Consider the following 26,045-nt stretch of genomic DNA (forward strand, 5'->3'; position numbering starts at 1 on the left):
CGCCGAGTCTCTCTCTGAGACACCATCCAAATCGTTACGCCTTTCGTGCGGGTCGGAACTTACCCGACAAGGAATTTCGCTACCTTAGGACCGTTATAGTTACGGCCGCCGTTCACCGGGGCTTCGGTCGCCAGCTTCACTTTCGCTGACCAGCTTCCTTAACCTTCCGGCACTGGGCAGGCGTCAGCCCCCATACGTCCTCTTTCGAGTTGGCGGAGACCTGTGTTTTTGGTAAACAGTCGCTTGGATCTCTTCACTGCGACCCACTTATACAGTGGGCACCCCTTCTTCCGAAGTTACGGGGCCATTTTGCCGAGTTCCTTAGAGAGAGTTATCTCGCGCCCCTTGGTATTCTCAACCTCCCTACCTGTGTCGGTTTCGGGTACGGGTGTTCTATCTTCATCACATATATAGCTTTTCTTGGCACTATCCTTCACCACTCGGAGTTCGTAAACTCCTCCCAAACCAATCAGGGTATGGCTATCTTTCATGCGTCCCTATTTATGCTCCCACAGAACAGTAAGTGACTATTGACACTTTGTCCATCGACTACGCCTTTCGGCCTCGCCTTAGGTCCCGACTAACCCAGAGTGGACGAACCTGGCTCTGGAACCCTTAGGGTTTCGGGGTGTATGATTCTCACATACATTTGCGCTACTCAAGCCGACATTCTCACTTCCGTTTCGTCCACAGCTGCTCGCCGCTACTGCTTCTACCTACGACGGAACGCTCCCCTACCGATTATTTTTAGTAATCCCACAGCTTCGGTACATCACTTAGCCCCGTTCATTTTCGGCGCAAGATCGCTTGACTAGTGAGCTATTACGCACTCTTTCAAGGGTGGCTGCTTCTAGGCAAACCTCCTAGTTGTCTAGGCAATCTCACCTCCTTTATCACTTAGTGATGATTTGGGGACCTTAGCTGGTGGTCTGGGCTGTTTCCCTCTTGACAATGAAGCTTATCCCCCACTGTCTCACTGGCTGTGTGTTCTCTGGGTATTCTGAGTTTGTCTCGATTTGGTACCGGTCTCCCAGCCCGCACCGAAACAGTGCTTTACCCCCCAGATTTAATCACAACCGCTGCGCCTCAACACATTTCGGGGAGAACCAGCTAGCTCCTGGTTCGATTGGTATTTCACCCCTAACCACACCTCATCCGCCGATTTTTCAACATCGGTCGGTTCGGACCTCCACTTGGTGTTACCCAAGCTTCATCCTGGACATGGTTAGATCACCAGGGTTCGGGTCTATAAACACTGATTTTCGCCCTCTTCAGACTCGGTTTCCCTTTGGCTCCAGCATTTTCGCTTTAACCTACCAGTGCCTATAAGTCGCCGGCTCATTCTTCAACAGGCACGCGGTCATCCGTTAAATCGGACTCCCACTGCTTGTAAGCTTATGGTTTCATGTTCTATTTCACTCCCCTTCCGGGGTTCTTTTCACCTTTCCCTCGCGGTACTTGTTCACTATCGGTCACACAGTAGTATTTAGCCTTACGAGGTGGTCCTCGCTGATTCACATGGAATTCCTCGTGCTCCATGCTACTCGGGATTCAGCTACTATCCTTTGGTTTTTGACTACAAGACTTTCACTTCCTCTGGTACAGTATTTAGCTGTTTCGTCTAACCTCAGTGATTCGATATTGCTGTCCCACGACCCCAAAGGATAAATCCCTTGGTTTAGGCTCTTCCCCTTTCGCTCACCACTACTTAGGGAATCTCTAGTTTGATTTCTCTTCCTCCAGCTACTAAGATGTTTCAGTTCGCTGGGTTGGCTCTTTCCTGTCTATATATTCAACAGGTAGTACATAGGGTTGCCCCATTCGGATATTTCCGGCTCATAGTTTGCTTCCAACTCCCCGGAACATTTCGTCGGTAACCACGTCCTTCTTCGCCTCTGTGTGCCTAGGTATCCACCATTAGCCCTTATTAGCTTGACCACAATTTTTTCTTGTTTGCTTTCACATCCATTCAATGTCTGTGTCTGCCTGCTATTTCTCTTTCTCTTATGCAGTTTTCAAGGTTCTGGCTGGAATTTCACCCAGCAGTCTAACTGTTATGGTTAGGTGCTGACTTTGATTCAGTGATGATCCAAAATTCAATTTTTGAACTAAGCCGAATAATACTTTGAAAGATATCTACCAATCTCGACCGACCTAGGTTAGACCAATTTAGTTTCTATTAGCAATTGACATTGCTCTCGACAATCTAAATGGATTAGGTCTCCCTAAAAGGAGGTGATCCAGCCACACCTTCCGGTACGGCTACCTTGTTACGACTTCACCCCAGTCATCAGTCCTACCTTAGGCATCCCCCTCCAAAAGGTTGGGGTAACGACTTCGGGCGTGACCAACTTCCATGGTGTGACGGGCGGTGTGTACAAGGCCCGGGAACGAATTCACTGCAGTATGCTGACCTGCAATTACTAGCGATTCCTCCTTCACGAAGGCGAGTTGCAGCCTTCGATCTGAACTGAGCTACGGTTTCTGAGATTCGCATCACATCGCTGTGTAGCTGCCCTTTGTCCGTAGCATTGTAGTACGTGTGTAGCCCAAGACGTAAGGGGCATGCTGACTTGACGTCATCCCCACCTTCCTCCGGTTTGTCACCGGCAGTCTCTCTAGAGTGCCCAACTTAATGCTGGCAACTAAAAACGAGGGTTGCGCTCGTTGCGGGACTTAACCCAACATCTCACGACACGAGCTGACGACAGCCATGCACCACCTGTGTTCACGCTCCCTAAGGCACTCCTATATTTCTACAGGATTCGTGACATGTCAAGCCTTGGTAAGGTTCTTCGCGTTGCATCGAATTAAACCACATACTCCACCGCTTGTGCGGGCCCCCGTCAATTCCTTTGAGTTTCACAGTTGCCTGCGTACTCCCCAGGCGGGATACTTAACGCGTTAGCTACGGCACAGCTCGGGTCGATACGAGCTACGCCTAGTATCCATCGTTTACGGCTAGGACTACTGGGGTATCTAATCCCATTCGCTCCCCTAGCTTTCGTCCCTCAGTGTCAGTTTTGGCCTAGCAGAGCGCCTTCGCCACCGGTGTTCTTCCTGATATCTACGCATTTCACCGCTACACCAGGAATTCCCTCTGCCCCGACCATACTCTAGCTTTGTAGTTTCCACTGCTCTTATCACGTTGAGCGTGACTCTTTAACAGCAGACTTACTATGCCACCTGCGGACCCTTTACGCCCAATCATTCCGGATAACGCTTGCATCCTCCGTATTACCGCGGCTGCTGGCACGGAGTTAGCCGATGCTTATTCCTCAGGTACCGTCATTCTGTTCTTCCCTGAGAAAAGAGGTTTACAACCCAAGAGCCTTCTTCCCTCACGCGGTATTGCTCCGTCAGGCTTTCGCCCATTGCGGAAAATTCCCCACTGCTGCCTCCCGTAGGAGTCTGGGCCGTGTCTCAGTCCCAGTGTGGCTGATCATCCTCTCAGACCAGCTACTGATCGTCGCCTTGGTAGGCTCTTACCCCACCAACTAGCTAATCAGACGCAAGCTCTTCTTCAGGCAGCAAGCCTTTCACCTCTCGGCACATCCGGTATTAGCCACCGTTTCCAGTGGTTGTCCCCGACCTGAAGGTAGATTCTTACGCGTTACTCACCCGTCCGCCACTATCTCCGAAAAGACCGTTCGACTTGCATGTGTTAAGCATACCGCCAGCGTTCATCCTGAGCCAGGATCAAACTCTCCATTTTGTTTCTTTCGAGTTTGTTGGCTCCGAAATTAGTTAAAATCTCGAACCCTCTTTCAATTATCTTTACGACGAGGATTGGTTTAATCTATTCTTTCAAAGTATTATTTTTTCTCGGTTCAGTTGCCGGAAGTTGTTTCTCTTTTCGGCACTTATCTAATATATCAATCCTTTCTCTTTCTGTCAAGGGGTTTGGCAAATATTTTTTAGAGGATGGGTAATTTGTTGGGACGGAAAGCTGGAAATGGTTAACTGGAAAGGATTTTCTCTGGCTACAGTTTATTTGGATTAGTCCATTTTTGGGGATAGTGCTGTATTTTTTCCGGTGAGGTAGGTTGAATTATGTCCAAAAATTTTCATCATCTTGATTCTCAAGACTATTTTCAAGGTTGTTGCTTGCAGTGCTGTCGTAGTAATGCAGTGTTAGTTGAATAAGGAAGGGATTTGTTGGTTTTTCGTTAGAGTAGCTGGACTGCTGTGTGGGTGATGTTTCCAGATTATCGAAACGCAACTTTAACTTATTTTCGCTGCTAATGGAGACGATGACGGAAGCAAGGGGAATAGAGTTTGGGGATTGGGATTGGAGACCCAAAGGTAATTTTGATACTATACTGATTAGTTCTAGAGGAAAAAAAGAGTCTAGAGGGGGGAAGAGAGATGGCATTTTTAAACCCGGTTGTGTAGGGGTTGTTGAATCTGGAGGATTAGTGCTATTTGCAGATGTACTGATAATAATTTGGCGAACTTGGATATCAGTTAAGTTAGGGTTAGCACTAAGCATGAGAGCGACTACGCCAGCAATATGAGGGGCTGCCATAGATGTGCCATTGTAATTGGCGTATTGATTATTAGGTATTGTGGAGTAGACATCAACGCCTGGGGCGGTAACATAGGTGATTTCTTGAGAACCAGAACGGTTGGAAAAGTCTGCAAGCTTATTATTTTTATCGACTGCACCTACGGCAATTCCTGAATTATAGGCGTAGCGGGCAGGATAGGATGGCACTGGATCACCATTATTACCTGCTGCCATGACAACGATTACGTGTTTGCTGCTGGCATATTCAATGGCTGATTTGAGCGTATCCTTAGAGGAATTACCTCCTAGACTGAGGTTAATTACATTTGCGCCATTATCAACTGCGTAATAAATTCCTTTGGTGATATTTGAGTAAGAACCTGAGCCATTGGCATCTAGGACTTTAACTGGCATAATTTTAGAGTTATAGGCTATGCCAGTAACTCCAATACTGTTGTTTTCTGCGGCTATAGTTCCTGAAACATGGGTTCCATGACCATTGTTGTCTAAAATATTATTATTGCTGCTATCAAAGTTCCAACCTTGAACATCGTCAATATAGCCGTTACCATCATCGTCTATTCCATTACCAGCTATTTCTTTGGCGTTACTCCAAATATTATTTTTTAAGTCTTGATGGTTGTAGTCTACGCCTGTATCTAGTACGGCAACAATAATTCCTTGTCCTGTATATCCGTTATTCCAAGCTGTGGGGGCTTTGATTAGATCCGCACCCCAGTTATTGCTACCCAAGTTAGGAGAATCCGTATAGGGACTAACACCTGCGGCTTTACTGACTGCTAATTCGGCGTTAACTAGGCCATAGCCATTATTAGAGTTATAGCTGCTATTACTAGCTATAGGGGAGTTTGTTTCTAGATTATGTTGAGAAGAATTACTATGATTACCCCAACTTATACTATTGTCGGTGGGATTTTGAAGGGGATTTGTTTGGGAAATAGCGGTGTAACTGATTTCTTGTTGAGAGGAGATGTTTTGATAAAAATCCAATGACATAAGTATTTAAGCCTTAAGAATAGCAATATTTTTTTGACAAAGTGATTTTGTCAAAATCTGCAAATACAATAATTTGAAATTGTTGGTTATTTCTTCTTTTTAATTATTACTATAAATCGGGTAATATAAAAAGATATTTTAATCACGAATAAACTAATATTTAATAAATAATTCCAGGAAAAAATAAATTAATATTTGATGACATAACGATTAATTGTATATAGCAAAAATATAATTTCATGACAAAATCATGGTTATTTGATATTACAAATAATGATTTATTATCGGTCATACAACAATTCCCGCTCTAATGAAATACAATAGAGGGCGCAGTCCTTGCACCCCTACTGGTTTGGCGATAAAAAACTGTGCCTCATAACATCAGGAAGTGCTGTAAATACAAAAATCCCCAACTTTGTGAATAAGCTGGGGATATAAAAGGCAATCAAGAGCAGGTTTTTTAGTGCATACAGGCTTGGAGATAAAAACTTTGCTTTATGATAGCAGTAGTGATGTATTAATTTATCAAATCATTTGAACGTTGGTTAGGAAATGTTTGTTACTTTGAGATATCTTGCTAAGAAGGTGGATAACCAGCAGCAATTAAAGCTTCTCTAATAACAGATTCCGAAGCTTGAGTTTCTACATTGACAAACTTGGTTTTGGTATCAGCTTCCACAATAGCATTAGCGTCAATGGCTATAACTGCCTTGGTTATATTACTAGCACAAGCAGAACAAGCCATTCCAGGGATAGTGAGTTTAATTGTCATAGGTAAAAAGGAGTGAAAACTCAATTAAAAGTCACAAAAATATGCGTCTTAACTGACTGCATTATGCTTGAAAAAACAGTATATCCTAAATTTTCTAAATTAATTAGTCAAGGTAGAACAATTGTTGATTGTTTGTGCTAACAAAGCTGGTTCTACTGCGCGGATTTTAACCTGTTCCCTGTGGTAGTTGACAGCTAAACACTAATATAGTAATTTTGTACTATAAAAATTTGGTTCTCACTGTCATCTACCTATAGAGAGTAAAACAATGAAGCGGCTAAGATGTAACTCATATCATTGGAAACTGCTGTATATGATGAAGATTATTAAGTTCAAAAAACAGTACGTGCGGTTGACACAAGGAAACCCGATAAAAACTTTAACAATGTAGTTTTCCTAGCATCAACTCTGAATTAATGTTTGGAAACCTGGATCATTTTTAATCTCATCAAAATCAATATCACTTGCAGCATCTTCTCGATAACTGGGATTAAATTCAATAGCTTTTTGCAGATTCTCTAAAGCTAATTCAATTTTTCTTTGTAGTGCATAACAGGCAGCTTTGTTGTAATAGGCAATAGGATAATCAGGTTTAATTGCTAATGCTTTATCAAAACTGGTAATTGCTTCATCATCTTCTCCCAACATTACCAAAGTGTAACCCCGTTTATCCCAGACTTTAGGAGAGTTGGGTTGAAATTCTAAAGCTTTATCAAAAGAACCAACTGCATCTTCATAACGTTCTAATTCTAGCAAAGATAACCCACGATTTATCCAAGCAACTCCATCGTCAGGTTTAATTTTAGTAGCTTTATCAAAACAGTTAAATGCTTCTTGATGTTTTCCTAAATTTCCACAAGCTACACCAATATCACACCAAGCTTGATGATATTCAGGATTAATTTTGATAGCTTGATTATAGGAGGCTATAGCATCTTTATAACGTTTCAATCTATTGAGGATTATTCCACGCTTTAGCCAATTTTCTGGACTTTCAGGTTGAATTTTAATCAGTTGTTCATAAATAGCTAAAGCATCTTCATGACGTTTTTCTGAAAATAGTATTTCTGCTTGTTGGAGATAATCATCAATAGAAACTTGTGGTTGTAATGCTTCTGGTGCTTTTTCTATTGTAGGTGTAATTTCCGCTAACTCTTTGAGAATTATCTCTTTACGTTGTTGAGCATCAATTTCTAACTTTTGCAAATTTTCCAAAATAGTAATTTGCTGTTGTTGCACATCATTTTGTAAGTCTGAAAACTGAGATGTAAATTCTCCCCCAGATTTTTCTAGATTCTCAATTAGTTGCTGTTGTCGTTGAATAGCTGTATTTTGTAATTCTCTTAGTTGGTGAGAAAATTCAATTTCTAAGTTTTGCAGATTTTCTAGAACAGTAACTTGCTGTTTTTGCACATCATTTTGTAAATCTGAAAACTGAGATGTAAATTCTCCTCCAGATTTTTCTAGATTTTCAATTATTTGCTGTTGTCGTTGAATAGCTGTATTTTGTAATTCTCTTAGTTGGTGAGAAAATTCAATTTCTAAGTTTTGCAGATTTTCTAGAACAGTAACTTGCTGTTTTTGCACATCATTTTGTAAATCTGAAAACTGAGATGTAAATTCTCCTCCAGATTTTTCTAGATTCTCAATAATTTGCTGTTGTCGTTGAATAGCTGTATTTTGTAATTCTCTTAGTTGGTGAGAAAATTCGCTTTGTAATACAGCTAAATCTTCAAGCAATTGATATTTTTGAACTTGGATATCAGTTTTTAATTCAGTAATGTCTGATTTAAATATATTATTAAGGGTTTCGATATTATCTAGAACTATATCTTTTTGAGTTTTAACATCTAATTCAAATTGAGATAATTCATTATTAAATTCTGATTGTAGTTTTGCTAAGTTCTCAACAATATGAAATTTCTCTTGTTGAGTTTCTGACTCTAACCCTTGAAATTGAGATATTAACCCAGCGCGAGATTTTTCAATATCACTAATAGCAATATCTTTTTGATTTTCAACTTCTGATTTGAGTTGGGTAAATTGAGAAAATAACTCAAGTTCTAACTTTTTGATATTGTCAATTGTAATTTTTTGCTGTTGAGCAGATAAAGTTAATTGTTCTAGTTGAGTATTTAATCTAAACTCTAAATTACTGATATTCTCTTGAGCAGATTTAACTTCAATTTCCAAAGCTGTTAAAAACTCTTGTTTTGACTTGGGTAAATCAGATAAAAGAATAGATAAATTTTCTTCTTCACCTTGAATTTTTTGTTTAAGAGCATTAACTTCCTGTGCTAATTCTTGAGTAGTGTTTTTAGATTTTTGAATCAGTTGTTTTGCTTCTGCTTGAACTGTAGTTAATTGAGTTTGCAAATTTTCAATTCCTTGAATCTGCTGCATTGCTCTTTCTCCAATTTCCCGAATTACGGCTCGACGAAAAAACCATAATATGGCAATTAAAGCCACAGGAAATAAACTTAAAATAGTCAACCAGATATTGAGTAAGGTATTCGTGCGAGTAAAAGCTCGTTCAAAATCAGATTGCACTTGTTTTTGAGTGCGGGTTTCTTGTCGCAGTCGTGCTAATTCTTCCCGTTCCTGATTTGATAGTACCTGAGCCGTAGCAGATGGTACAAGATACCCACTGATAAAAGCCGTTGATAGCAGCAAGGGTGACAAGAAAATGGCGCTTTTTAAAGCTAGATTTGAGTATAAGGGGTTTTTGTTCTTCATCACTATTTTCCCTATCCGGTGGTTAGTTTTTACAGCGGTGTGCTTATATGCCATCTATGATAGATGATTGTTGTAGGGTGACTGGATTTCTATGGGGTTTTTTGATATTAACAGATTTGGGGAGAGCTATTCGCTATTCGAGGATGGAATTATGGAACAATCAAAGAGAGAACTTCTAGAAACTAAAGGTTGGAAAGTTGGAACAGTCACAGAATTTCTGGAACTAACTCCAGAGGAAGCAGCACTAGTAGAAATTAAATTAGCTCTCAGTCGCAGCAGCAAGACAAAGTAAAAATTTTACCGTCTGGTTGTTGTTAAGGCTGGAATAGTTTAGAATGACTATAAATACCATCTAAGAGTTAAAGTAAATTCTGTGCTGGATTACATAACAGCAAATCTACCACTGTTTGCGGATTTAGATCGAAAGTTAATAGTGAAAATAGAAGATATTGGTGAAGTTAATTTCGAGCAAGCAAATTTTCTCATCAATGGGGAAGCTTTAAAATCTCTGAAAAAGCTACCAAATTCATTAGTACAAACGGTGATTACCAGTCCTCCTTATTATGGACAACGTGACTATTGTACAGAAGAGCAAATTGGCATTGAAGAAAATCCAGATGAATATATAAACAGACTCTTAGAAATATTTGATGAAGTTAAAAGAGTCTTAAAAGAAGATGGCACACTTTGGATAAATTTAGGTGATAAATATATAGATGGAAGTTTAGCAGGACTCCCTTGGAAACTGGCATTAGCTCTTAAAGAAAGAGGATGGATTTTAAGATCGGATATTATCTGGTATAAACCAAATGCTATGCCATCTTCTGTGAAAAATCGTCCGACAACTGATCATGAATATATGTTTTTATTTGCAAAAAGTTCCAAGTATTACTATGATGCAGATGCTATTCGTGAACCTCATGTAACTTTTTCAGAAAATAGTAAAATGCGAGGAGGACGCAATCATCTAGGTAAAAAAGGAGGAACTCCAGAACAAGGCAAAAATTCAGGTAATTCTAATTTACATAACGGAAGATGGGATCAAGCATTTCATCCCAAAGGTAGAAATAAAAGAACTGTTTGGGAAGTTCCTTTATCTAAATTTAGAGATGCACATTTTGCTGTTTTTCCAGAACAACTAATAGAACCATGTATTTTAGCAGGCTCGTCTGAAGGGGGAATAGTTCTTGATCCCTTTTTTGGTGCTGGTACAGTAGGGTTAGTATCTATGAAGAAAGCGCGTAAATTTATTGGTATTGAACTCAATGAAGATTACTGTAAAATTGCTACCAAGAGAATTTTTTCAACATGATTATTCAATTGATTGAAAAATATGTAAAATCTCTTTAAGTTTATAATTGAGTAATTGTTCTACTTCAATTATTTGATTGGGATTTTTATCAATGTGAATAAATTCTGGAGATTTCAGTGAATCAAAATCTATTTTCCACGCTTCGGCTATGATAATTGGAATACATTTATATCCATCATTTCTCGCTTTTTCAATGGCTTGATTAATATCTCTAGTAAAAAGTAGAGCATGACCACCACCAGTTGTTTCTCTTGTTTTAACTGGAATTAATATAGTTCCTTTTTCTCCCATAATTGTTACATCATAAGTCTCACCACCAAGTTTAATTTGAGTTTCGCCAATTACCAGTTTGATCTTATTAGTTTTAAATATTTCTTGCAAATTTGTGCGAATAATTGCTTCAAATAAATTTCCTTTTATGGCTCGACGGCTTCCTTCTAAGCGTTCCATTATAACTTCACAGATAGGAAACCATTCCCATCTTTCTGGTTCAGGTAAAATAGCAGATACATATTCACGTACATGATTTAAGAGTGTTGCTTTACGCTCATTAGCTGTCCCATCAATATTTTTGAGTATGTTTTGTAATCTTTGTATAGGAGCATCTCTAAAAATCCAACCTAAAAAAAGCCATTTTGCTTTACTTTGAGGATATGGACGAGCAATTCCGTCATATAAATTTAAGTCGTTAGCAACTTTACGCTGTAAATATTTTAGTAAAACTTGTTGTGCTTTAGATGAATCCTTTTCAGTAACAAATTCATGTAGATTTCTATAACTTTCTGATTGTATAAAATTGATAAAATCATCAAAAAAAAGCTTATTTGAGTTGGCAATAATTGCAAGCTCCTTCAGTCTTATATTATCAGGAATATTAGTCATTAAAAAACTCTCTAGGTGAAATATTTAATGCATCTGCAATTTTATGGATATTCACAAGACTAATATTTCTTTCTCCGCGTTCTACACCTCCCATATAACTGCGGTCTAAGTTACATAAATGCGCTAATTCTTCTTGAGATAGTCCCATATTTTGCCTAATTTGACGTAGACGACTACCAAATTTTTTTTGGATATTTTTACTATTAGATGTTGTCATAAAGACAATTAAAAGCCATTGATGTTTTTAAGTCCACAGACTTTAAGTACCATAATCATATAAAATCAGGTATGAACCTTTCCCCGGCGCTACCGTCTACAATTTGACGTAGTAGTGTATAGAGTGCAGAAACCATGAGACGTAGATACAAAAAAGACTTGCAATCATTCATCAGCTTTAGCCTATTTACCACCTTAATCACGCTATATCCCGTGACCGCTACCCCTCTACGTACCCCAGATAAGACCGTCAACTGTGAGCTTCTCGTTGTGGGTGGTGGACTCTCTGGAGTAGCCACAGCTTATGAAGGGTTACTTGTAGGACGCACAGTTTGTTTAACAGAAATAACTGACTGGTTGGGGGGACAAATCTCCTCCCAAGGGACATCTGCGTTAGACGAAAGACCAACTCAACGAGCTAAACAATTCTATTCTCGCGGTTATTCCGAATTAAGAAACCGCATTGAACGCAAATATGGCAAACTTAATCCTGGTGATTGTTGGGTAAGTGACTCCTGTTTTCTGCCTCGTGATGCTCACAAGATCATGACACAAATGCTCAAAGATGCTGAAAAAAAAGGTAGAGGAAAATTACAATGGTTTCCCAATACAGTAATTAAAGATTTAGGAATTAGCAAAGATGGCAAAATTATTAATAATGCCATAGCTATTCAACATCAACCAGCAAAGAATCAACCACCTTTAAATACTCATCCTTTATCTCAAACTATTGAAGATGCTTATAGTTATAAAAATTCATCACAATTGAGTAAAACTATTATTCGTTTTCTGCCTAAACAATCTCAAAATAATTCTGGAAAATGGTACGTTATAGACACAAGTGAAACTGGTGAAATTATTGCTTTAGCAGATGTTCCTTATCGGCTAGGAATTGATGCCCGTTCCTATCTTGAACCTTCATCTTCTAGCACGACAAATGATCCTTATTGTCCTCAAGGTTTCACTTATACTTTTGCAATGGAGGCAACAAAAGAATACCAAAGCCAAACAATGCCACCATTTTATTTACAATATTCACCATATTTTAGTTATGAATTAAAGCGATTAGCCAACTTTGATTTAGTCTTTACCTATCGCCGAATTTGGAGTCCGCAAAAAGGACAAGCAACTACATTTAATGGTGTGAAATTTACTGCGCCTACACCGGGGGATATTTCTATGCAAAACTGGACTTGGGGAAATGATTACCGACCAGGAACAGCCGCAGATAATCTTATTTATTCTCGTCAACAACTAGAAAATTATGGACAGTTAAAACCTGGAGGTTGGCAAGGTGGACTACGCACAGAAACTTTGCGTAAAGCTGAAGAAAAAGCATTTTCCTATTTTTATTGGTTGTATGGGGGAACTACAGATTCTCAGTTGGGTAATGGTGTGAAAAAACCGCAAAAAAATATCAGATTTTTAACAGGTTTAGATTCGCCAATGGGGACGGTTCATGGTTTATCTAAATACCCTTATATGCGGGAAGGAAGACGGATTATTGGTCGTCCAAGTTGGGGACAACCGGAAGGTTTTGGTATTTGGGAAGTTGATATTTCTCGGCGTAATTATAATGATGAATATTATCGAAAAACTTTGCCGGCAAATATGTATCGCAATCTAAAAGCAACGGTGTCTGGTTTGGAAGCGACATCTGTAATTAGGGGAGAAATTACTCCAGAAAAAGTTATTCGCCGGAGTCGTTCGACAATTTACCCTGATGCTGTGGGTATTGGTCATTATGCCATAGATTTTCATCCTTGTATGGCAAAAAGTCCAGTCGAAGCACAGGGTAATCAGGAACGTGCGGGGGAAAGGCGGGGTGCAGGACTTGCTTATCCTTTTCAAATTGCCTTACGGGCAATGATTCCCCAAAAAATTGATAATTTATTGGTAGGGGGAAAAAGTATTGCTACTAGTCATATTGCGGCGGCTGCTTATCGGGTTCATTCTTTTGAATGGTCTTCTGGTGCGGCTGCGGGAACTGTGGCTAGTTTTGCACTAAAAGAAGGAATTGCACCATATCAATTGGTTGATGATTTACCTCAACAAGAACCAAAATTACAAATGTTAAGAAAGTTGTTGGAAGCGAATGGGAATCCTACGGCTTTTCCTGATACTTCTATTTTTAATGAAAATTGGGATGATTGGCGGTAGGTAAAATATGATTGCACAAGATCCCCGACTTCTTCAAGAAGTCGGGGATCTAAAATTTAATCTGGAAGAAATTCAGAATTGAGAGTTTGTTCACAGGTATAAGGACATATTTGGGGAAATATCTGTTGACCTAATTGAGTTTCTCTCATTGCTAATGCTAAACCTAATTCATAAGCTGTGAGAAAAACTTCTTCTAAATAAGGTTTTAAACTGGGACTATCTTGTAAAAGTAGTTTTATTTGAATCCGTTGTTCTCGAATTGTACTCAACCAAATACTGCTGCGTTTTTCTGCTTGAAATTGCCATTTCAATAAATGTCCTAGCAATACAGCTAATCTATTTCTAAATTCTTGTCTTTCTTTTCTTCCCAATGTTTCTAATTCTTCAATTAGGTTGACAGCATCTAACGTATCCCATTGTTGGGTTTTGAGTAAATTAACCTGTTCTTGAGTCCAAGCATGAAAGTCGCTTGTGTAGAGGAGAAAGGTGTTCATTTTCGCACCTATTATAGGTTTATCTATTTTTAGTTTAATTGTATTCTATATCTCATATACGAAGTAATTAAAAGGTAAAATTTCAATTACTTCATAGATATAAATTAATATTTTTACACATTATTGGCTTGTGTCTGACTACTAACTCAGCCAGCAATGGATTAAACTAGTTATTTGTAATGTCAGTTTTTACAATGTCGTTTTTGGCTGATTTTTCTATGGTGACAAGAATTGTAGATGTGTACAGTATGGCTTCAGCACCAACTGTGACACCTGACCGGGTTAATCAAGTGACTCGGAAAACCTATCCTAATTATAAGGTGATTGTGTTGAATGATGATTTCAATACTTTCCAGCACGTGGCTGAGTGCTTGATGAAGTATATTCCGGGGATGTCGGGCGATCGCGCTTGGGATCTCACTAATCAGGTACACTATGAAGGACAAGCGATTGTCTGGACAGGTCCGCAAGAACCAGCGGAATTATACCACCAACAACTACGTCGGGCTGGGTTGACGATGGCTCCCCTGGAAGCAGCCTAATTATTATGTCAAAACCTACTGATGGTAGACTTGTTTGGAATCATTCTACCCATATTCCTGGTCTAATTCCTATTTTAGAACGTTTGTGTCAACAGCATGGGATTGGGACTGTTACACCTGCGGTGATTGGTAGAGCTAAGGGTCATGCACCAAAAATGCAGTTGCGGGTGTCTGTACCTATTCGTGGTGGCTATAAAATCATTGCTCGTCAAGGTAAGACGGTGCAGGAGGTGTTTATCCTCACAACTTTACTACAGGATGAACTCGAAGGTGCGATCGCTATTGCTATGAGAATTGCCTAAATTATGAATTTACAAATAGCAAGGTTGGAGCTAAGTTCAGTTCTAACCTTGACTTTTGATTATTCTTCAATTTTATGAACTGCAAACTTATGTAATGGTAAACTCAAAATACAAGAAAATGTTAAGAAATATGACAAAGCTGTAGTGATTCTCAAAGTTATTATTACAGCTTCCCAGTCAAATAAAAATACTTTTTCCATCCCAAAAGCGAAGCAATAAACTAACCAGTAAGCAAAACTCATTCTTAAGAGACTTTGTTCTGTTTCTTGGAAATCATCTATGGCTTTATTTTCATCTTTTAATAACCATAGACCGACAATACAAGCGATTGAGGAAATAGCCACCACAAATTCATGGCAACATAAATTTACCGTAGGCATTGGTTTTTGTCTCCATTTTCAATATTTTTATATTCCTATGGAAATTTAGTCTAAAGGAATATGCTGGAGAGTTGTGCAAAATAGTTACAAACTGCAATCCCTCAACAACTTTCTTTACAAATCCCAATACCTAATGAATAGAAATATCTTACCAATTACGTTGTTATTGCGGCATTTTCTGACAAAAAGCTCATCATATTGATATCAGTCATCTAACTTAGGGTTAATTTAAAATATCTAACTTAGGATTAGTTAAATTACTTTAATTAAAGCATAAGCTGTTTATAGCAGGTTAATTCCAACTATGTTATTTTGGAGATATTAAGATGATGTTGCAAGCAAATTTTACGACTTCTCAGACAAAAAAAGATGCTTCTTTAATTGGTTCTGATGAAAATTGTTTATCGGAATTAAGTTCGGAACAAGCTTCTAATATTGTTGGAGGATTTACACTTAAAAATAATACAGAAGCACCAAGGATTTTTTATAATTTTGGGGAGAAGTCACCCCTCAAACAACAAACTTTACAACCGGGAGAGAGTGGTACTTATCCCGGAGAGTTTATTTTGTATAACTCTTCAGCATCAACGCCCGGAATTAGCCCAGCCGTATTCAAAGCAGACCCTTCTGGTTCATTTAGTTTAAATCAATCAGGAACTAAGATAATTCCTACTGATCTTAGTTCTGCTAATGGAAGTGGAAGTGCAGATTGCTAAAAAAGCCTGTAAATAAATTTTGAATAGACAGCCTCTAGAAATTAATCTGGAGGTTTTATTTATAGCTATAGTAATCCATTTGGTTACCGAATTTAATTATGTGGTCAATTTAATATTATTCTTGCCTCTCTTCAATTCTTCCTCCTGACTTCCGACTCCTGAATTCTTCTTTATACTACTTCACAAGAATTAACTAAAGGTAATAATGGTCCTATTTGTTCCTGTCCATTTATAGCTAAATCACTATGACATAAATACAATTTATCAGACACACGCGCCAGTAAATCGGCGACAATTTTTTGTAATCTTTGTGCTTCAGCTAGTTGTTCATCTGCTGCTGTCCAAGGTTGTCCTAACCTATCCCGTAAAAATAAAGTAGCACCAAATAAAGTGGCTGCACCACCTTTTGCCCACAGTGGTGAACCAATATCTAACCAAAAATGCCAACGGTGATGTTTACGACTGGCACGATACTGAAAGATGGTTGCTAAAGTGACTGCTTTTCTAGTGCTACCGAGAGGACGGATAGGGTAGGGATTTGCAGTAATTGTTCCCCGTCGCAACAGTTGAATAAATTCATTAATGGTAATACTAAGGGTTTCAGGTGTATCTAGTGAAAGCAATAGATTATTATTTTGTTTTAAGCGAGTATCTACTTCCCAATAATGTTGAGCGGTTTCTAGTAATTCTCTTAATGCTGCTAATTCTTGATATGAAGGGTTTTTATCCTTACATAGAAACTCCTGAATGGCTTTGTAGAGGAGAAAAATGGGGGTGAGGAGAAGTCGCTGGTGATATTCCTCTCTCTGTTTGCCAATCCATTGTAATATATCTTCATACGCCTGAGTGGCAATATAGCCAATTCTATCCCAGCGTTCAAAGGTTTTCACTGGTAATAAATTGGGTGTGTCGGGGTGGGGAACGAAACAAGCATCAGCGATTAACCCAGCCCGCACCGGATCTATTTTAGAATGATGGAATTCTTTTTCCTCGCCATTTTGGGTTTGATATTGAGTCAAAACCACCAACATTTCCGCCACTGCATCCCTATCTACTAACCGCCCCAAACCGGGGTAAACTAGAGCCATGAGGGTAAGTAATGCTCTCACCACTGAAGAACTGATTAAAGGGCGTTGTTCGTTGAGAGATTCTACCTCAATATTTTGTTTAGTTAATATTTCTACTAGAGTATAACGAGCGATCGCATCTAAACCCGGTGCAATAATCGCTACTTCATCCGCTGCTACTTCCCCGGACTGCACCCCAGCAATAATAATCTCGGCTGTTTGGCGTAATAATTGGGCGCGGGAATTAGTTTGAATAGGTTGTACACAACTGGGTAAACTCAATATCGTCATTGGCTGTGTGACCAATTTTACCATTTTCTCAGTCAGAGTATAGCCCAAACTATTTACAGGAGGTGAAGTTAAAGTTTCTACTTGACAACGCCCAGATAAGTGGTATAAATACTCAGGATCTGCTCCTAAACCCCAACGGACAGCCCCATGAGGATTATAGCTAAAAGCCCCTACAGCACCAGCATCTAACAAAAATGCAAATAAGTTGGCGGCGATCGCCGGATAATCATCCACATCATCTGCTATTATCCCTTGATAACGGTGTTTTAAATGCTGTTGATAGCTACCATCAGGTAATAATTTTTGGTGATACAATTCAGTAATTAGCGCATAAGTTAATAAACCTTTTTCTAAACACCAATTTCGCCAATCTAGTAGTAAAAAACCCAAAAATTCCGGTTCTAAATTGATAGAATTATCTTCTAAACCACTTTGGAATATTTGAGGAATATCTTCACAGGATACACCGCTATAAGCTGCCAATTGCCATAAATCTAGAATCCTTCTAACCAACCGATTATCATTCATACCTACACGCCGCAAAACTTCTGAATTTAACTGAGAACTCCAGAGTTTCGTCGCCAACTCTTGTTCCGTTTCAGGACGCAATCTAAGCGGAAATTGTGCTTTGATTGACAATAAATCAATTAGCAAAGGCCAAAACAAAATTACCTCATCTTGGAAAAAACCCAAAGCCGTTTTCACACGAATAGGATATTTTCCCAGTGTTAAAGTAGTAACTCTATCAGCTAATTCCCTGCGATTATCATCATTAGCAACTAACAATAAAATACCTAGTTCTTTTTGGTGTAAATTTAAATTTTTATCTATAGATTGGGTTTGAGAATTGTTAATATTTTTATTATAAAATGAACCAGAAACTTGATTATTAACTTGCAACCAAGCATCAAAATAGCTGACCAAGCGAGTAGTTTTACCACTACGACTAGTACCAAAAATCCAAAGAGAATCAGAAACCATGGTTTTTGCGTTAACTTAAGTTTAAGAATTTAGTAGATAATCCCAAATAATCGTCTTGATGAAAAGTACCGTGTCTAGCCAAAAAATATACCCCTTTTTATTGTCTGCTTACAAATGGTATCTACTGACACCAGAACGTTCTTTAGGTACAGCTTATCAAGCAGCTATAAAAATTAAGGAAATTGAAGATCAACACTTTAATGGTAACAAAATAGACTCCGAGTTTACCATACACAGTGCCAGTGTCATGGATTATTTTCAAGGAGATTTGCGAAAGTTATTAAAAACTGTGCAAATGCGGCTGACAGAATTTAAAGCTAGTCGGTGGTTTGCGAATGAATCTAAACAAAAAGCTGCCCTAAAATTGGGTATAGAATATTCTAGCCCCGCATTAATTTTAGAGAAACTAGAATTCATTGATCAAGTTACCTCCAAATATACTAATAATGATATAGATACAAATTATAACAACTCCAACTCTTCACCTGTTGCACCATCCACAGATTTAGTTAATTCCCAACAATTTGTTCCTAAAACATCAAATCAAGCCAACAAAAACCCACCAAAAGGAAAAACTAACACAACAGGTATTTTACCACGTTCAATTTTAAGCACAATCACTCGCCTACAGGTAGAATTAGATCCAGAATCTGAACAAAATGTAGTTCAAAATTTTAGGAAAGCTCAACAAAGAAGTATTATCTCAATTCGGTTTATACTTTTAATAATTATCGTTCCTCTTCTAACTCATCAATTATCCAAGGCTTTAATTGTTGGTCCATTGGTAGAACATTTTCGCCATGATAAAACAGTAGAAGTTTTCCTAAATGGAGAAATGGAAGAAGAAGGATTATTAGCATTACAAAGATTTGAAGAAAGAATCAAATTTGAAGCCTTAATTAGTAATGCACCTCCCCTTACTGCCGAAGAATTAGAACTCAAAATAAAGAAGAAAGCAGAGGAAGTCAAAGAGGAATTTCGTAAAGAAAGTGATAATGCTATTAAAAATGTATTTGCTGATATTTTCGCAGTAATTACCTTCACCATCTTATTACTTGTTAGTAAGCGTTCTATCGCAGTCCTCAAAGAATTTTTTGATAACGTAGTTTATGGTTTAAGTGATAGTGCTAAAGCATTTATTATCATTTTATTTACCGATGTTTTTGTCGGTTTCCACTCTCCTCACGGTTGGGAAGTTCTCTTAGAAGGAATATCACGACATTGGGGATTACCAGCCAATCGTGATTTTATTTTCTTATTTATTGCCACATTTCCCGTAATTTTAGATACGATCTTCAAATATTGGATTTTCCGTTACTTAAATCGGATTTCACCTTCTGCCGTTGCTACCTACCATAACATGAATGAATAGCCATGAATGAATAGCCAGCATTTTGCCAACATTACTATTAGCTTACCAATATTTATGGCTAGTACCGCCGTGACGCGAAGCGGTACTAGTTTGATTGTGGGCATACAACCACTCCCCAATCAAGAACTTGCTTCCCCAGAATGTCAGATAGGAAAATGGAATTTACCAGCTTTAGTTAATTATTCTCCAGTTTAGTTAATTATTCTCTTTGTACACGAGTCACAACTGAAACGAAGCCGTTAATGCTAACGCTAAAGCATCTGCCGCATCATCAGGTCGAGGAATTTCATCTAAATCCAATTCCCGCATCACAGCTTCTTGCACTTCTGCCTTATCTGCCTTACCATAATTCGTTAAAGCTTGCTTAATTTGGGGAGGTGCAAATTCCACATAAGGGAGTTTACGCTGTCCTAAAACTAACATAAGTACACCCCTGGCTTGTGCTACAATAATGGTATTTGCCATACGATGAAAGAATAATTTTTCAATGGCTACTAAATCCGGCTGTAAATCCTCCATGACGGTGTGTAAATCGTCAAATAATGTACATAGTCGTTGACTCATTTCCATATCGGCACTGGTGCGAATTACGCCAAAATCAACCATCTGTACCGTTGTCTGTTGTTCTTTTGTTTGACTTTGCTGCCAATCAATTGCCCCAAATCCCACAGTTGCTAGTCCTGGATCTATTCCTAAAATTCGTTTTTTCATAAAATTCTTGATAACTGGGGTAATTGGTAATTGGTAATGGGAAAATTCTTGGACTCTGCCCCCTGCAATCTGCCCCTGCCCCCTGCTTCCTAACTCCTGACTCCTGATTTTTGTTAAATATTGTTTGTACCAACTTTCCTTATTAGGTATGTTTATCGGTTTTCTGAAACAAGCCATTAATTCGCTACAGCTACAGTCCCAAGGTCGCACTTCCTATCGGATTAACCAATGGTGCAAATGGTTGTCTCCTGGATTAGCTGTGAAACGCTGGTTACTTATCAGTATTGCGGGTGTTTTCTTAGCCAGTTTGGGGTTAGCTATTTGGGTAAAATTAACCCCGATTTTTTGGATACTGGAATTGCTGAAAGGTCTTTTTGGTTTCCTGGCTGACATTTTACCCAACTATATCAGCGGTCCTGTACTCCTGTTATCTGGTCTGCTGTTGGTGCTGTGGGGACAATCCCGCACTGTTGGTTCAATTACGGAAGTTCTCAGACCTATTGGTGATGAAGAGGAGTTGATAGATGTCCTATTGGCACATCGTCGTTTATACCGGGGTCCGAAAATTGTGGTTATTGGTGGTGGGACTGGACTTTCAACTTTACTCAGAGGCTTAAAAACTTATAGTGCTAATATTACTGCTATTGTCACGGTAGCAGATGATGGCGGTTCTTCTGGGAGACTGCGCGAAGAATTTGGCGTTTTACCACCGGGTGATATCCGCAATTGTTTGGCGGCGTTAGCAGATGAAGAAAAATTACTGACGGAATTATTTCAATATCGCTTTCGGGCGGGAGATGGTTTAACAGGTCACAGTTTTGGTAATTTGTTTTTAACTGCCATGACTGATATTACTGGGGATTTGGTGGAAGCGATCGCTGCCAGTTCTAAAGTATTGGCGGTGAGAGGACAAGTTTTACCTGCTACCCTTAGCGATGTCCGTCTCTGGGCAGAATTGACAGATGGTCGTCGCATTGAGGGTGAGTCCAATATTCCTAAAGCTGCGGGGAAAATTGTCAAAATTGGCTGTATTCCTGAAAATCCACCGGCAGTTCCTGCGGCAATTAAAGCCATTAAAGAAGCTGATTACATTATTATTGGTCCGGGTAGTCTTTACACTAGCTTAATTCCTAATTTGTTAGTTCAAGAAATTGCTGATGCGATCGCCGCTACCAATGCACCTCGTATCTATATCTGCAACATTATGACCCAGCCAGGAGAAACTGATGGATATAGTGTTGCTGAACATATTCAAGCAATAGATGACGCTTGTGGCAATAGAAGGTTATTCGATGCCGTATTAGTTCATAAAAAAATGCCATCAGCCCAAGCACTTATCCGTTATGCCCAACAAAACGCCCATCCAGTTTTTTTAGACCGAGAATCTGTCACCCAATTAGGACGGCGAATAGTTCCTGCTAATATTCTCTTTGAAGATGAAAATGGTGCTGTTCGCCATGACCCGCAGAGATTAGCCAAAGTTTTATTAAAATGGTACAGTGGAGCGCATCAGATGAAATAAAGGCAGAGGGTCAGGGGTCAGGGGCTGACATCCCGTTAGCTATCCGACAAATTGATTAATTCGTTGCCAAACACTTTCTAATAAATCAGAATTACCCATATTAACATATTCAAGATTAGGAGATTGTCTAAACCAAGTGCGTTGACGTTTAGCGAATTGTCTGGTATGTAAAACAATTAATTCTTTTGCTTCTTCTAAAGAAAGTTCACCAGCTAAATATTGCTTAATTTCTTGATATCCCAAAGTATTTAATAAAGATAAATCACTACCATATTTTTGACAAAGATATTCAACTTCACCAACTAAGCCATCTGCTATCATTTGCTCAGTTCGTTTGCGAATTCTCACATCTAAATGTTCTGCATCGGAATCTAAGCAAATTTGCAAAATTGGATAATCTGGTGGGTTTTCTCCTTGCTGTTCAGAAATCGGTATACCAGTTGTATAATAAACTTCCAAAGCTCTTAAAGTTCGCACCAAATCGTTAGCATGAATTTTTCGGGCAGCAATGGGATCAACTTGTTGTAGTATCTGGTAAAGTTGAACTTGTCCTAAAGATTCTAATTGCGATCGCAATTCTGGTTGTGGTGCAACTCTAGGAATCTTCATTCCTTGCACAATGGAACGAATATATAAACCAGTTCCACCAACTAACAACAGTGCTTCAACCCCCAATCTAGCAATTAAAGCTTGTGCTTGTTCCTGATAATCTGCTAATGTCATTATTTCAGTTGGTTTGCAGATGTCTATTAAATAATGGGGAACTGATTTTTGTTCAACCACATTTGGTTTAGCCGTCCCAATATCAAACTCACGATATACTTGACGAGAATCCGCACTCAGAATTACAGAATTTAACCTTTGTGCTAAACTCAAAGCCAAACCAGATTTACCCGTCGCTGTCGCTCCACAAATTACAATTAATTTAGTCATTAGTCAGTTGTTCGTTGTCAGTTATCAGTGGGAAGAAGAACAAAAAATAGGGAATTTCCCCTATCAATTTCTAAAAAGCTTATTGCATATTACTTTTGACTTCCACCCTGCGGTGTAGGGTTACAACCCCTCTATAAATTTTCCATCAAATTGCGCTACAGACGGCAGGAAGGCTTTTGTGTTATAATGCTGGGGTGATTTGACTTTTTTCGCCTTTTGGCGATATTAACCCCAAGCATCAGGAGAATTTTCATGACGAGCAGTTACAGCGCCGATCAGATTCAAGTTCTGGAAGGTCTGGAAGCCGTCCGCAAACGACCAGGGATGTACATTGGTACTACAGGTCCGCGAGGACTCCACCATTTAGTTTACGAGGTAGTGGACAACTCTGTTGATGAAGCTTTGGCGGGTCACTGTACCCATGTTGAGGTGGATATTAATGCAGATGGTTCTGTTACCGTAACAGATGATGGTCGGGGTATTCCTACGGATATTCACCCAAAAACCGGGAAATCAGCGTTAGAAACAGTGTTAACTGTTCTTCATGCTGGTGGTAAGTTTGGTGGTGGTGGCTACAAAGTCTCCGGTGGTTTACACGGTGTTGGTATTTCTGTTGTTAACGCCCTCTCTGAGTTTGTAGAAGTTACGGTTTGGCGCGATCACAAGGTACATACCCAGCGATATGAACGGAGTTTCCCCGTTACGGAATTGGTAGCAAAGCCCTATAAAGAAGATAGAACTGGTACTTCTATTACCTTCAAGCCAGATACACAAATTTTTACCACCAGCATAGAATTCGATTACATTACTTTATCAGGAAGATTGCGCGAGTTAGCGTATTTAAATGCAGGTGTCAGGATTACTTTTACTGATCATCGTTTAGAAATCCTTAAAAGCGACACACCAAGAATCGAAACTTACGAGTACAAGGGTGGTATTAAGGAATATATCGCCTACATGAACCGTGAGAAGCAACCTCTCCACGAAGAAATTATCTATGTCCAAGGGGAACGTAATAATGTCCAGGTAGAAGTTTCTTTGCAGTGGTGTACTGATGCTTATACAGATAATGTTCTCGGTTTTGCTAATAATATTCGGACTATTGATGGTGGTACGCACTTAGAAGGTTTAAAAGCAGTTTTAACTCGAACATTAAATGCAACTGCCCGCAAACGCAATAAAATTAAAGAGAATGAATCTAACCTCAGTGGTGAACACGTCCGCGAAGGTTTAACTGCTGTAATTTCCGTGAAAGTCCCAGATCCTGAATTTGAGGGACAAACTAAAACTAAACTGGGAAATACAGAAGTTCGCGGGATTGTTGATTCTTTTGTCGGTGAGGTTCTAACTGAGTATCTGGACTTTCATCCCGCGATCGCTGATGCTATTTTAGATAAAGCTATTCAAGCATTTAAAGCTGCTGAAGCTGCTCGACACGCACGGGAATTAGTCCGTCGCAAATCAGTATTAGAATCTTCGCCTTTACCTGGTAAATTAGCAGATTGTAGTTCTCGTGATCCTGCTGAGTCTGAAATATACATCGTGGAAGGGGATTCCGCGGGTGGAAGCGCAAAGCAAGGACGCGATCGCCGCACCCAAGCAATTCTGCCGCTGCGTGGTAAAATTCTCAACATCGAAAAAACCGACGATGCCAAAATCTATAAAAATAACGAAATTCAAGCCTTAATTACAGCACTCGGTTTAGGTGTTAAAGGCGAAGAATTCAACCCCTCGCAATTACGATATCATCACGTAGTGTTAATGACCGATGCTGACGTAGATGGAGCCCACATCCGCACGTTGTTGTTAACTTTCTTCTATCGTTATCAACGGGCATTAATTGAACAAGGTTTCATCTATATCGCTTGTCCTCCCTTGTACAAAGTAGAACGGGGAAAAAATTATCAGTATTGTTATAGCGAACGGGAATTGCAACAACATCTAGGTACTCTTCCCAGCAATGCTAACTATACCATTCAACGTTTTAAAGGTCTGGGAGAAATGATGCCGGAACAACTTTGGACAACCACCATGAATCCAGAAACCCGTACCCTCAAACGAGTGGAAATTGAAGATGCAGCCGAAGCTGACCGAATTTTTACCATTCTGATGGGCGATCGCGTCGCACCCCGCCGGGAATTCATTGAAACCTATGGTTCTAAACTGAATATGACAGATTTAGATATTTAAGGTGATTGCTAATAGGTGATTGGTAATGGGTAATTAGTAATTACTCGGTTACCTCGCCTGTTCCCTGTTCCCATAAATTTTTCCCGAAAAATCATAAATTTTCTCCACAAAGGGGGAAAGCATTTGCTATGCTTATAAAGCGCAACTAGATATTATCTACAAAGCAAAGCTTAGTAAGTATACACAAAACTTTTCATAACCAGATGACAGCCACCTTCTTGAAATCCGAAGTATTCATAATTACAATTGACATACGTTAATTTACCCAAATATATCTTTGGGCAACTTTAGCAGCAATATTATTTATCACCTGATTAAAATATCGTTGTATACCATAAGAACAGTTTGTCAAGTTGCACAGGGTAGAAATCTCAACTCTGCGCTAATGTGTGAATAAGGCTAAATCGAGAGAAATCTTAATTCATCTCTTACCTCGCTAAAAATATGCCATAACTTTAACTCCCTAGTTCAAGTTCTTGGTATAGCATATACAGGAGTTAGTGCCTGGAAACAAACACCAATCACTAGCTAATAGTGAATATGTACAATTAGTTCCACCAGAACTAATATCTGTAAACAAACATCCGCCTTCGGATTAAGTTCAAGCAGAACATAAATACTATTTGTTCAGTTAGGAACAATTTGTATAAGTTTTATAAAGCAGCAAGTGTGCCTACCTTTTAATTTAATGAGAATGCCACTGACCAACCAAAAAGGTTTCGACAAGATTTAATGGTATTACCACCATTTTTAATGTCTTTTTGATAAAGGTGGCTTAATCTTAGTCAATAAGTTCATAAATAATGCACGAAAAGAGTGTAATTTTTGTGAAATAGGCTACAATTGGAACAGTATTTACAGTTAAATCTTCCAAATGTCATACATTGTATCCGCACCAGGAAACTTTTTGAAAAAGATGGATCTAGGTTTATAGATTCG

General features: G+C 39.0%; 20 protein-coding genes and 2 rRNA genes (1 of these 22 cut by a window edge). 10 read left to right on the top strand and 12 right to left on the bottom strand.

The window, feature by feature from the left end; genetic code table 11:
* From CA730_RS17045 to CA730_RS17065, 5 genes are all read right to left on the bottom strand, one after another.
* Window positions 1–1,938, bottom strand: a 23S ribosomal RNA gene (locus tag CA730_RS17045) (it extends 888 nt beyond the left edge of the window).
* 290 nt (window positions 1,939–2,228) lie between these two features.
* Window positions 2,229–3,715 (bottom strand): 16S ribosomal RNA (locus CA730_RS17050).
* Together the 16S and 23S rRNA genes form the textbook arrangement of a ribosomal RNA operon.
* A 336-nt stretch (window positions 3,716–4,051) precedes the next feature.
* The gene (locus CA730_RS17055; protein WP_096669091.1) at window positions 4,052–5,527 is read right to left on the bottom strand and encodes a S8 family peptidase; all 1,476 of its coding nucleotides are present in this window, start codon (window positions 5,525–5,527) and stop codon (window positions 4,052–4,054) included.
* A 577-nt stretch (window positions 5,528–6,104) separates the two neighbouring features.
* Entirely contained in the window at window positions 6,105–6,299 is a 195-nt protein-coding gene (locus CA730_RS17060) for a heavy-metal-associated domain-containing protein (RefSeq protein WP_039202527.1), read from the bottom strand.
* Between the two features lie 402 nt (window positions 6,300–6,701).
* Window positions 6,702–9,035, bottom strand: coding sequence for a tetratricopeptide repeat protein (locus CA730_RS17065; RefSeq protein WP_096669093.1), 2,334 nt, complete (start codon window positions 9,033–9,035; stop codon window positions 6,702–6,704).
* A gap of 151 nt (window positions 9,036–9,186) precedes the next feature.
* On the opposite strand from CA730_RS17065, the gene CA730_RS17070 reads away from it, so the two are divergent.
* Window positions 9,187–9,327, top strand: a complete 141-nt coding sequence (locus tag CA730_RS17070; protein WP_035081865.1) for a transcriptional regulator — start codon at window positions 9,187–9,189, stop codon at window positions 9,325–9,327.
* Between the two features lie 141 nt (window positions 9,328–9,468).
* Window positions 9,469–10,347 (top strand): DNA-methyltransferase, encoded by an 879-nt coding sequence (locus CA730_RS17075; RefSeq protein ID WP_197705456.1) that lies wholly within the window; start codon window positions 9,469–9,471, stop codon window positions 10,345–10,347.
* Here CA730_RS17075 and CA730_RS17080 read toward each other — a convergent pair whose 3' ends face one another.
* Window positions 10,348–11,229 carry a hypothetical protein gene (locus tag CA730_RS17080; protein WP_096669097.1) on the bottom strand — a complete coding sequence of 294 codons (882 nt, stop codon included), beginning with the start codon at window positions 11,227–11,229 and terminating at the stop codon, window positions 10,348–10,350.
* Window positions 11,222–11,446 (bottom strand): helix-turn-helix domain-containing protein, encoded by a 225-nt coding sequence (locus CA730_RS17085; protein WP_096669099.1) that lies wholly within the window; start codon window positions 11,444–11,446, stop codon window positions 11,222–11,224. The genes CA730_RS17080 and CA730_RS17085 overlap by 8 nt, the downstream gene beginning before the upstream one ends.
* A 134-nt stretch (window positions 11,447–11,580) precedes the next feature.
* Here CA730_RS17085 and CA730_RS17090 point away from each other — a divergent pair, with 134 nt between their 5' ends.
* Window positions 11,581–13,605, top strand: coding sequence for an FAD-dependent oxidoreductase (locus CA730_RS17090; RefSeq protein WP_096669101.1), 2,025 nt, complete (start codon window positions 11,581–11,583; stop codon window positions 13,603–13,605).
* A 56-nt stretch (window positions 13,606–13,661) separates the two neighbouring features.
* Here CA730_RS17090 and CA730_RS17095 read toward each other — a convergent pair whose 3' ends face one another.
* Window positions 13,662–14,099 carry a DUF29 domain-containing protein gene (locus CA730_RS17095; RefSeq protein WP_096669102.1) on the bottom strand — a complete coding sequence of 146 codons (438 nt, stop codon included), beginning with the start codon at window positions 14,097–14,099 and terminating at the stop codon, window positions 13,662–13,664.
* Between the two features lie 218 nt (window positions 14,100–14,317).
* Here CA730_RS17095 and clpS point away from each other — a divergent pair, with 218 nt between their 5' ends.
* Both clpS and CA730_RS17105 read left to right on the top strand, forming a co-directional pair.
* Entirely contained in the window at window positions 14,318–14,641 is a 324-nt protein-coding gene (clpS, locus tag CA730_RS17100) for an ATP-dependent Clp protease adapter ClpS (protein ID WP_096669103.1), read from the top strand.
* 5 nt (window positions 14,642–14,646) lie between these two features.
* A complete protein-coding gene (locus tag CA730_RS17105; protein WP_027401012.1) occupies window positions 14,647–14,943 on the top strand; it encodes a DUF2103 domain-containing protein in 297 nt (98 codons plus the stop codon).
* A gap of 59 nt (window positions 14,944–15,002) precedes the next feature.
* Here CA730_RS17105 and CA730_RS17110 read toward each other — a convergent pair whose 3' ends face one another.
* Window positions 15,003–15,323, bottom strand: coding sequence for a hypothetical protein (locus tag CA730_RS17110; protein ID WP_096669105.1), 321 nt, complete (start codon window positions 15,321–15,323; stop codon window positions 15,003–15,005).
* Between the two features lie 326 nt (window positions 15,324–15,649).
* Between CA730_RS17110 and CA730_RS17115 the strand changes: the two genes are divergently transcribed.
* Window positions 15,650–16,039 (top strand): hypothetical protein, encoded by a 390-nt coding sequence (locus CA730_RS17115; RefSeq protein ID WP_096669107.1) that lies wholly within the window; start codon window positions 15,650–15,652, stop codon window positions 16,037–16,039.
* Window positions 16,040–16,209: 170 nt separating this feature from the next.
* Here CA730_RS17115 and CA730_RS17120 read toward each other — a convergent pair whose 3' ends face one another.
* Window positions 16,210–18,378, bottom strand: a complete 2,169-nt coding sequence (locus CA730_RS17120) for a hypothetical protein (RefSeq protein ID WP_096669109.1) — start codon at window positions 18,376–18,378, stop codon at window positions 16,210–16,212.
* 58 nt (window positions 18,379–18,436) lie between these two features.
* Here CA730_RS17120 and CA730_RS17125 point away from each other — a divergent pair, with 58 nt between their 5' ends.
* Both CA730_RS17125 and CA730_RS17130 read left to right on the top strand, forming a co-directional pair.
* Complete coding sequence (locus tag CA730_RS17125) at window positions 18,437–19,750, top strand: proton extrusion protein PcxA (RefSeq protein ID WP_096669111.1); 1,314 nt, start codon at window positions 18,437–18,439, stop codon at window positions 19,748–19,750.
* 6 nt (window positions 19,751–19,756) lie between these two features.
* Window positions 19,757–19,945 carry a hypothetical protein gene (locus CA730_RS17130; RefSeq protein ID WP_096669113.1) on the top strand — a complete coding sequence of 63 codons (189 nt, stop codon included), beginning with the start codon at window positions 19,757–19,759 and terminating at the stop codon, window positions 19,943–19,945.
* A gap of 24 nt (window positions 19,946–19,969) precedes the next feature.
* On the opposite strand, the gene ruvC is transcribed toward CA730_RS17130, so the two are convergent.
* Entirely contained in the window at window positions 19,970–20,461 is a 492-nt protein-coding gene (gene ruvC / locus CA730_RS17135) for a crossover junction endodeoxyribonuclease RuvC (protein WP_096671602.1), read from the bottom strand.
* Between the two features lie 148 nt (window positions 20,462–20,609).
* On the opposite strand from ruvC, the gene CA730_RS17140 reads away from it, so the two are divergent.
* Complete coding sequence (locus CA730_RS17140) at window positions 20,610–21,983, top strand: gluconeogenesis factor YvcK family protein (RefSeq protein ID WP_096669115.1); 1,374 nt, start codon at window positions 20,610–20,612, stop codon at window positions 21,981–21,983.
* A 39-nt stretch (window positions 21,984–22,022) separates the two neighbouring features.
* Here CA730_RS17140 and miaA read toward each other — a convergent pair whose 3' ends face one another.
* The gene (miaA, locus tag CA730_RS17145) at window positions 22,023–22,916 is read right to left on the bottom strand and encodes a tRNA (adenosine(37)-N6)-dimethylallyltransferase MiaA (RefSeq protein ID WP_096669117.1); all 894 of its coding nucleotides are present in this window, start codon (window positions 22,914–22,916) and stop codon (window positions 22,023–22,025) included.
* A 252-nt stretch (window positions 22,917–23,168) separates the two neighbouring features.
* Between miaA and gyrB the strand changes: the two genes are divergently transcribed.
* Window positions 23,169–25,106, top strand: coding sequence for a DNA topoisomerase (ATP-hydrolyzing) subunit B (gyrB, locus tag CA730_RS17150; RefSeq protein ID WP_096669119.1), 1,938 nt, complete (start codon window positions 23,169–23,171; stop codon window positions 25,104–25,106).
* The last annotated feature ends 939 nt before the right edge of the window (window positions 25,107–26,045 follow it).

Origin of the sequence: Dolichospermum compactum NIES-806 (assembly GCF_002368115.1) — a bacterium.
GTDB lineage: Bacteria > Cyanobacteriota > Cyanobacteriia > Cyanobacteriales > Nostocaceae > Dolichospermum > Dolichospermum compactum.

What these genes read in the sequence shown, in the direction of transcription:
- CA730_RS17055 (WP_096669091.1), bottom strand. Translation starts at nt 5,527, where the DNA reads ATGTCATTGGATTTTTATCAAAACATCTCCTCTCAACAAGAAATCAGT.
- CA730_RS17060 (WP_039202527.1), bottom strand. Translation starts at nt 6,299, where the DNA reads ATGACAATTAAACTCACTATCCCTGGAATGGCTTGTTCTGCTTGTGCT.
- CA730_RS17065 (WP_096669093.1), bottom strand. Translation starts at nt 9,035, where the DNA reads ATGAAGAACAAAAACCCCTTATACTCAAATCTAGCTTTAAAAAGCGCC.
- CA730_RS17070 (WP_035081865.1), top strand. Translation starts at nt 9,187, where the DNA reads ATGGAACAATCAAAGAGAGAACTTCTAGAAACTAAAGGTTGGAAAGTT.
- CA730_RS17080 (WP_096669097.1), bottom strand. Translation starts at nt 11,229, where the DNA reads ATGACTAATATTCCTGATAATATAAGACTGAAGGAGCTTGCAATTATT.
- CA730_RS17085 (WP_096669099.1), bottom strand. Translation starts at nt 11,446, where the DNA reads ATGACAACATCTAATAGTAAAAATATCCAAAAAAAATTTGGTAGTCGT.
- CA730_RS17090 (WP_096669101.1), top strand. Translation starts at nt 11,581, where the DNA reads ATGAGACGTAGATACAAAAAAGACTTGCAATCATTCATCAGCTTTAGC.
- CA730_RS17095 (WP_096669102.1), bottom strand. Translation starts at nt 14,099, where the DNA reads ATGAACACCTTTCTCCTCTACACAAGCGACTTTCATGCTTGGACTCAA.
- clpS (WP_096669103.1), top strand. Translation starts at nt 14,318, where the DNA reads ATGGTGACAAGAATTGTAGATGTGTACAGTATGGCTTCAGCACCAACT.
- CA730_RS17105 (WP_027401012.1), top strand. Translation starts at nt 14,647, where the DNA reads ATGTCAAAACCTACTGATGGTAGACTTGTTTGGAATCATTCTACCCAT.
- CA730_RS17110 (WP_096669105.1), bottom strand. Translation starts at nt 15,323, where the DNA reads ATGCCTACGGTAAATTTATGTTGCCATGAATTTGTGGTGGCTATTTCC.
- CA730_RS17115 (WP_096669107.1), top strand. Translation starts at nt 15,650, where the DNA reads ATGATGTTGCAAGCAAATTTTACGACTTCTCAGACAAAAAAAGATGCT.
- CA730_RS17120 (WP_096669109.1), bottom strand. Translation starts at nt 18,378, where the DNA reads ATGGTTTCTGATTCTCTTTGGATTTTTGGTACTAGTCGTAGTGGTAAA.
- CA730_RS17125 (WP_096669111.1), top strand. Translation starts at nt 18,437, where the DNA reads ATGAAAAGTACCGTGTCTAGCCAAAAAATATACCCCTTTTTATTGTCT.
- CA730_RS17130 (WP_096669113.1), top strand. Translation starts at nt 19,757, where the DNA reads ATGAATAGCCAGCATTTTGCCAACATTACTATTAGCTTACCAATATTT.
- ruvC (WP_096671602.1), bottom strand. Translation starts at nt 20,461, where the DNA reads ATGAAAAAACGAATTTTAGGAATAGATCCAGGACTAGCAACTGTGGGA.
- CA730_RS17140 (WP_096669115.1), top strand. Translation starts at nt 20,610, where the DNA reads ATGTTTATCGGTTTTCTGAAACAAGCCATTAATTCGCTACAGCTACAG.
- miaA (WP_096669117.1), bottom strand. Translation starts at nt 22,916, where the DNA reads ATGACTAAATTAATTGTAATTTGTGGAGCGACAGCGACGGGTAAATCT.
- gyrB (WP_096669119.1), top strand. Translation starts at nt 23,169, where the DNA reads ATGACGAGCAGTTACAGCGCCGATCAGATTCAAGTTCTGGAAGGTCTG.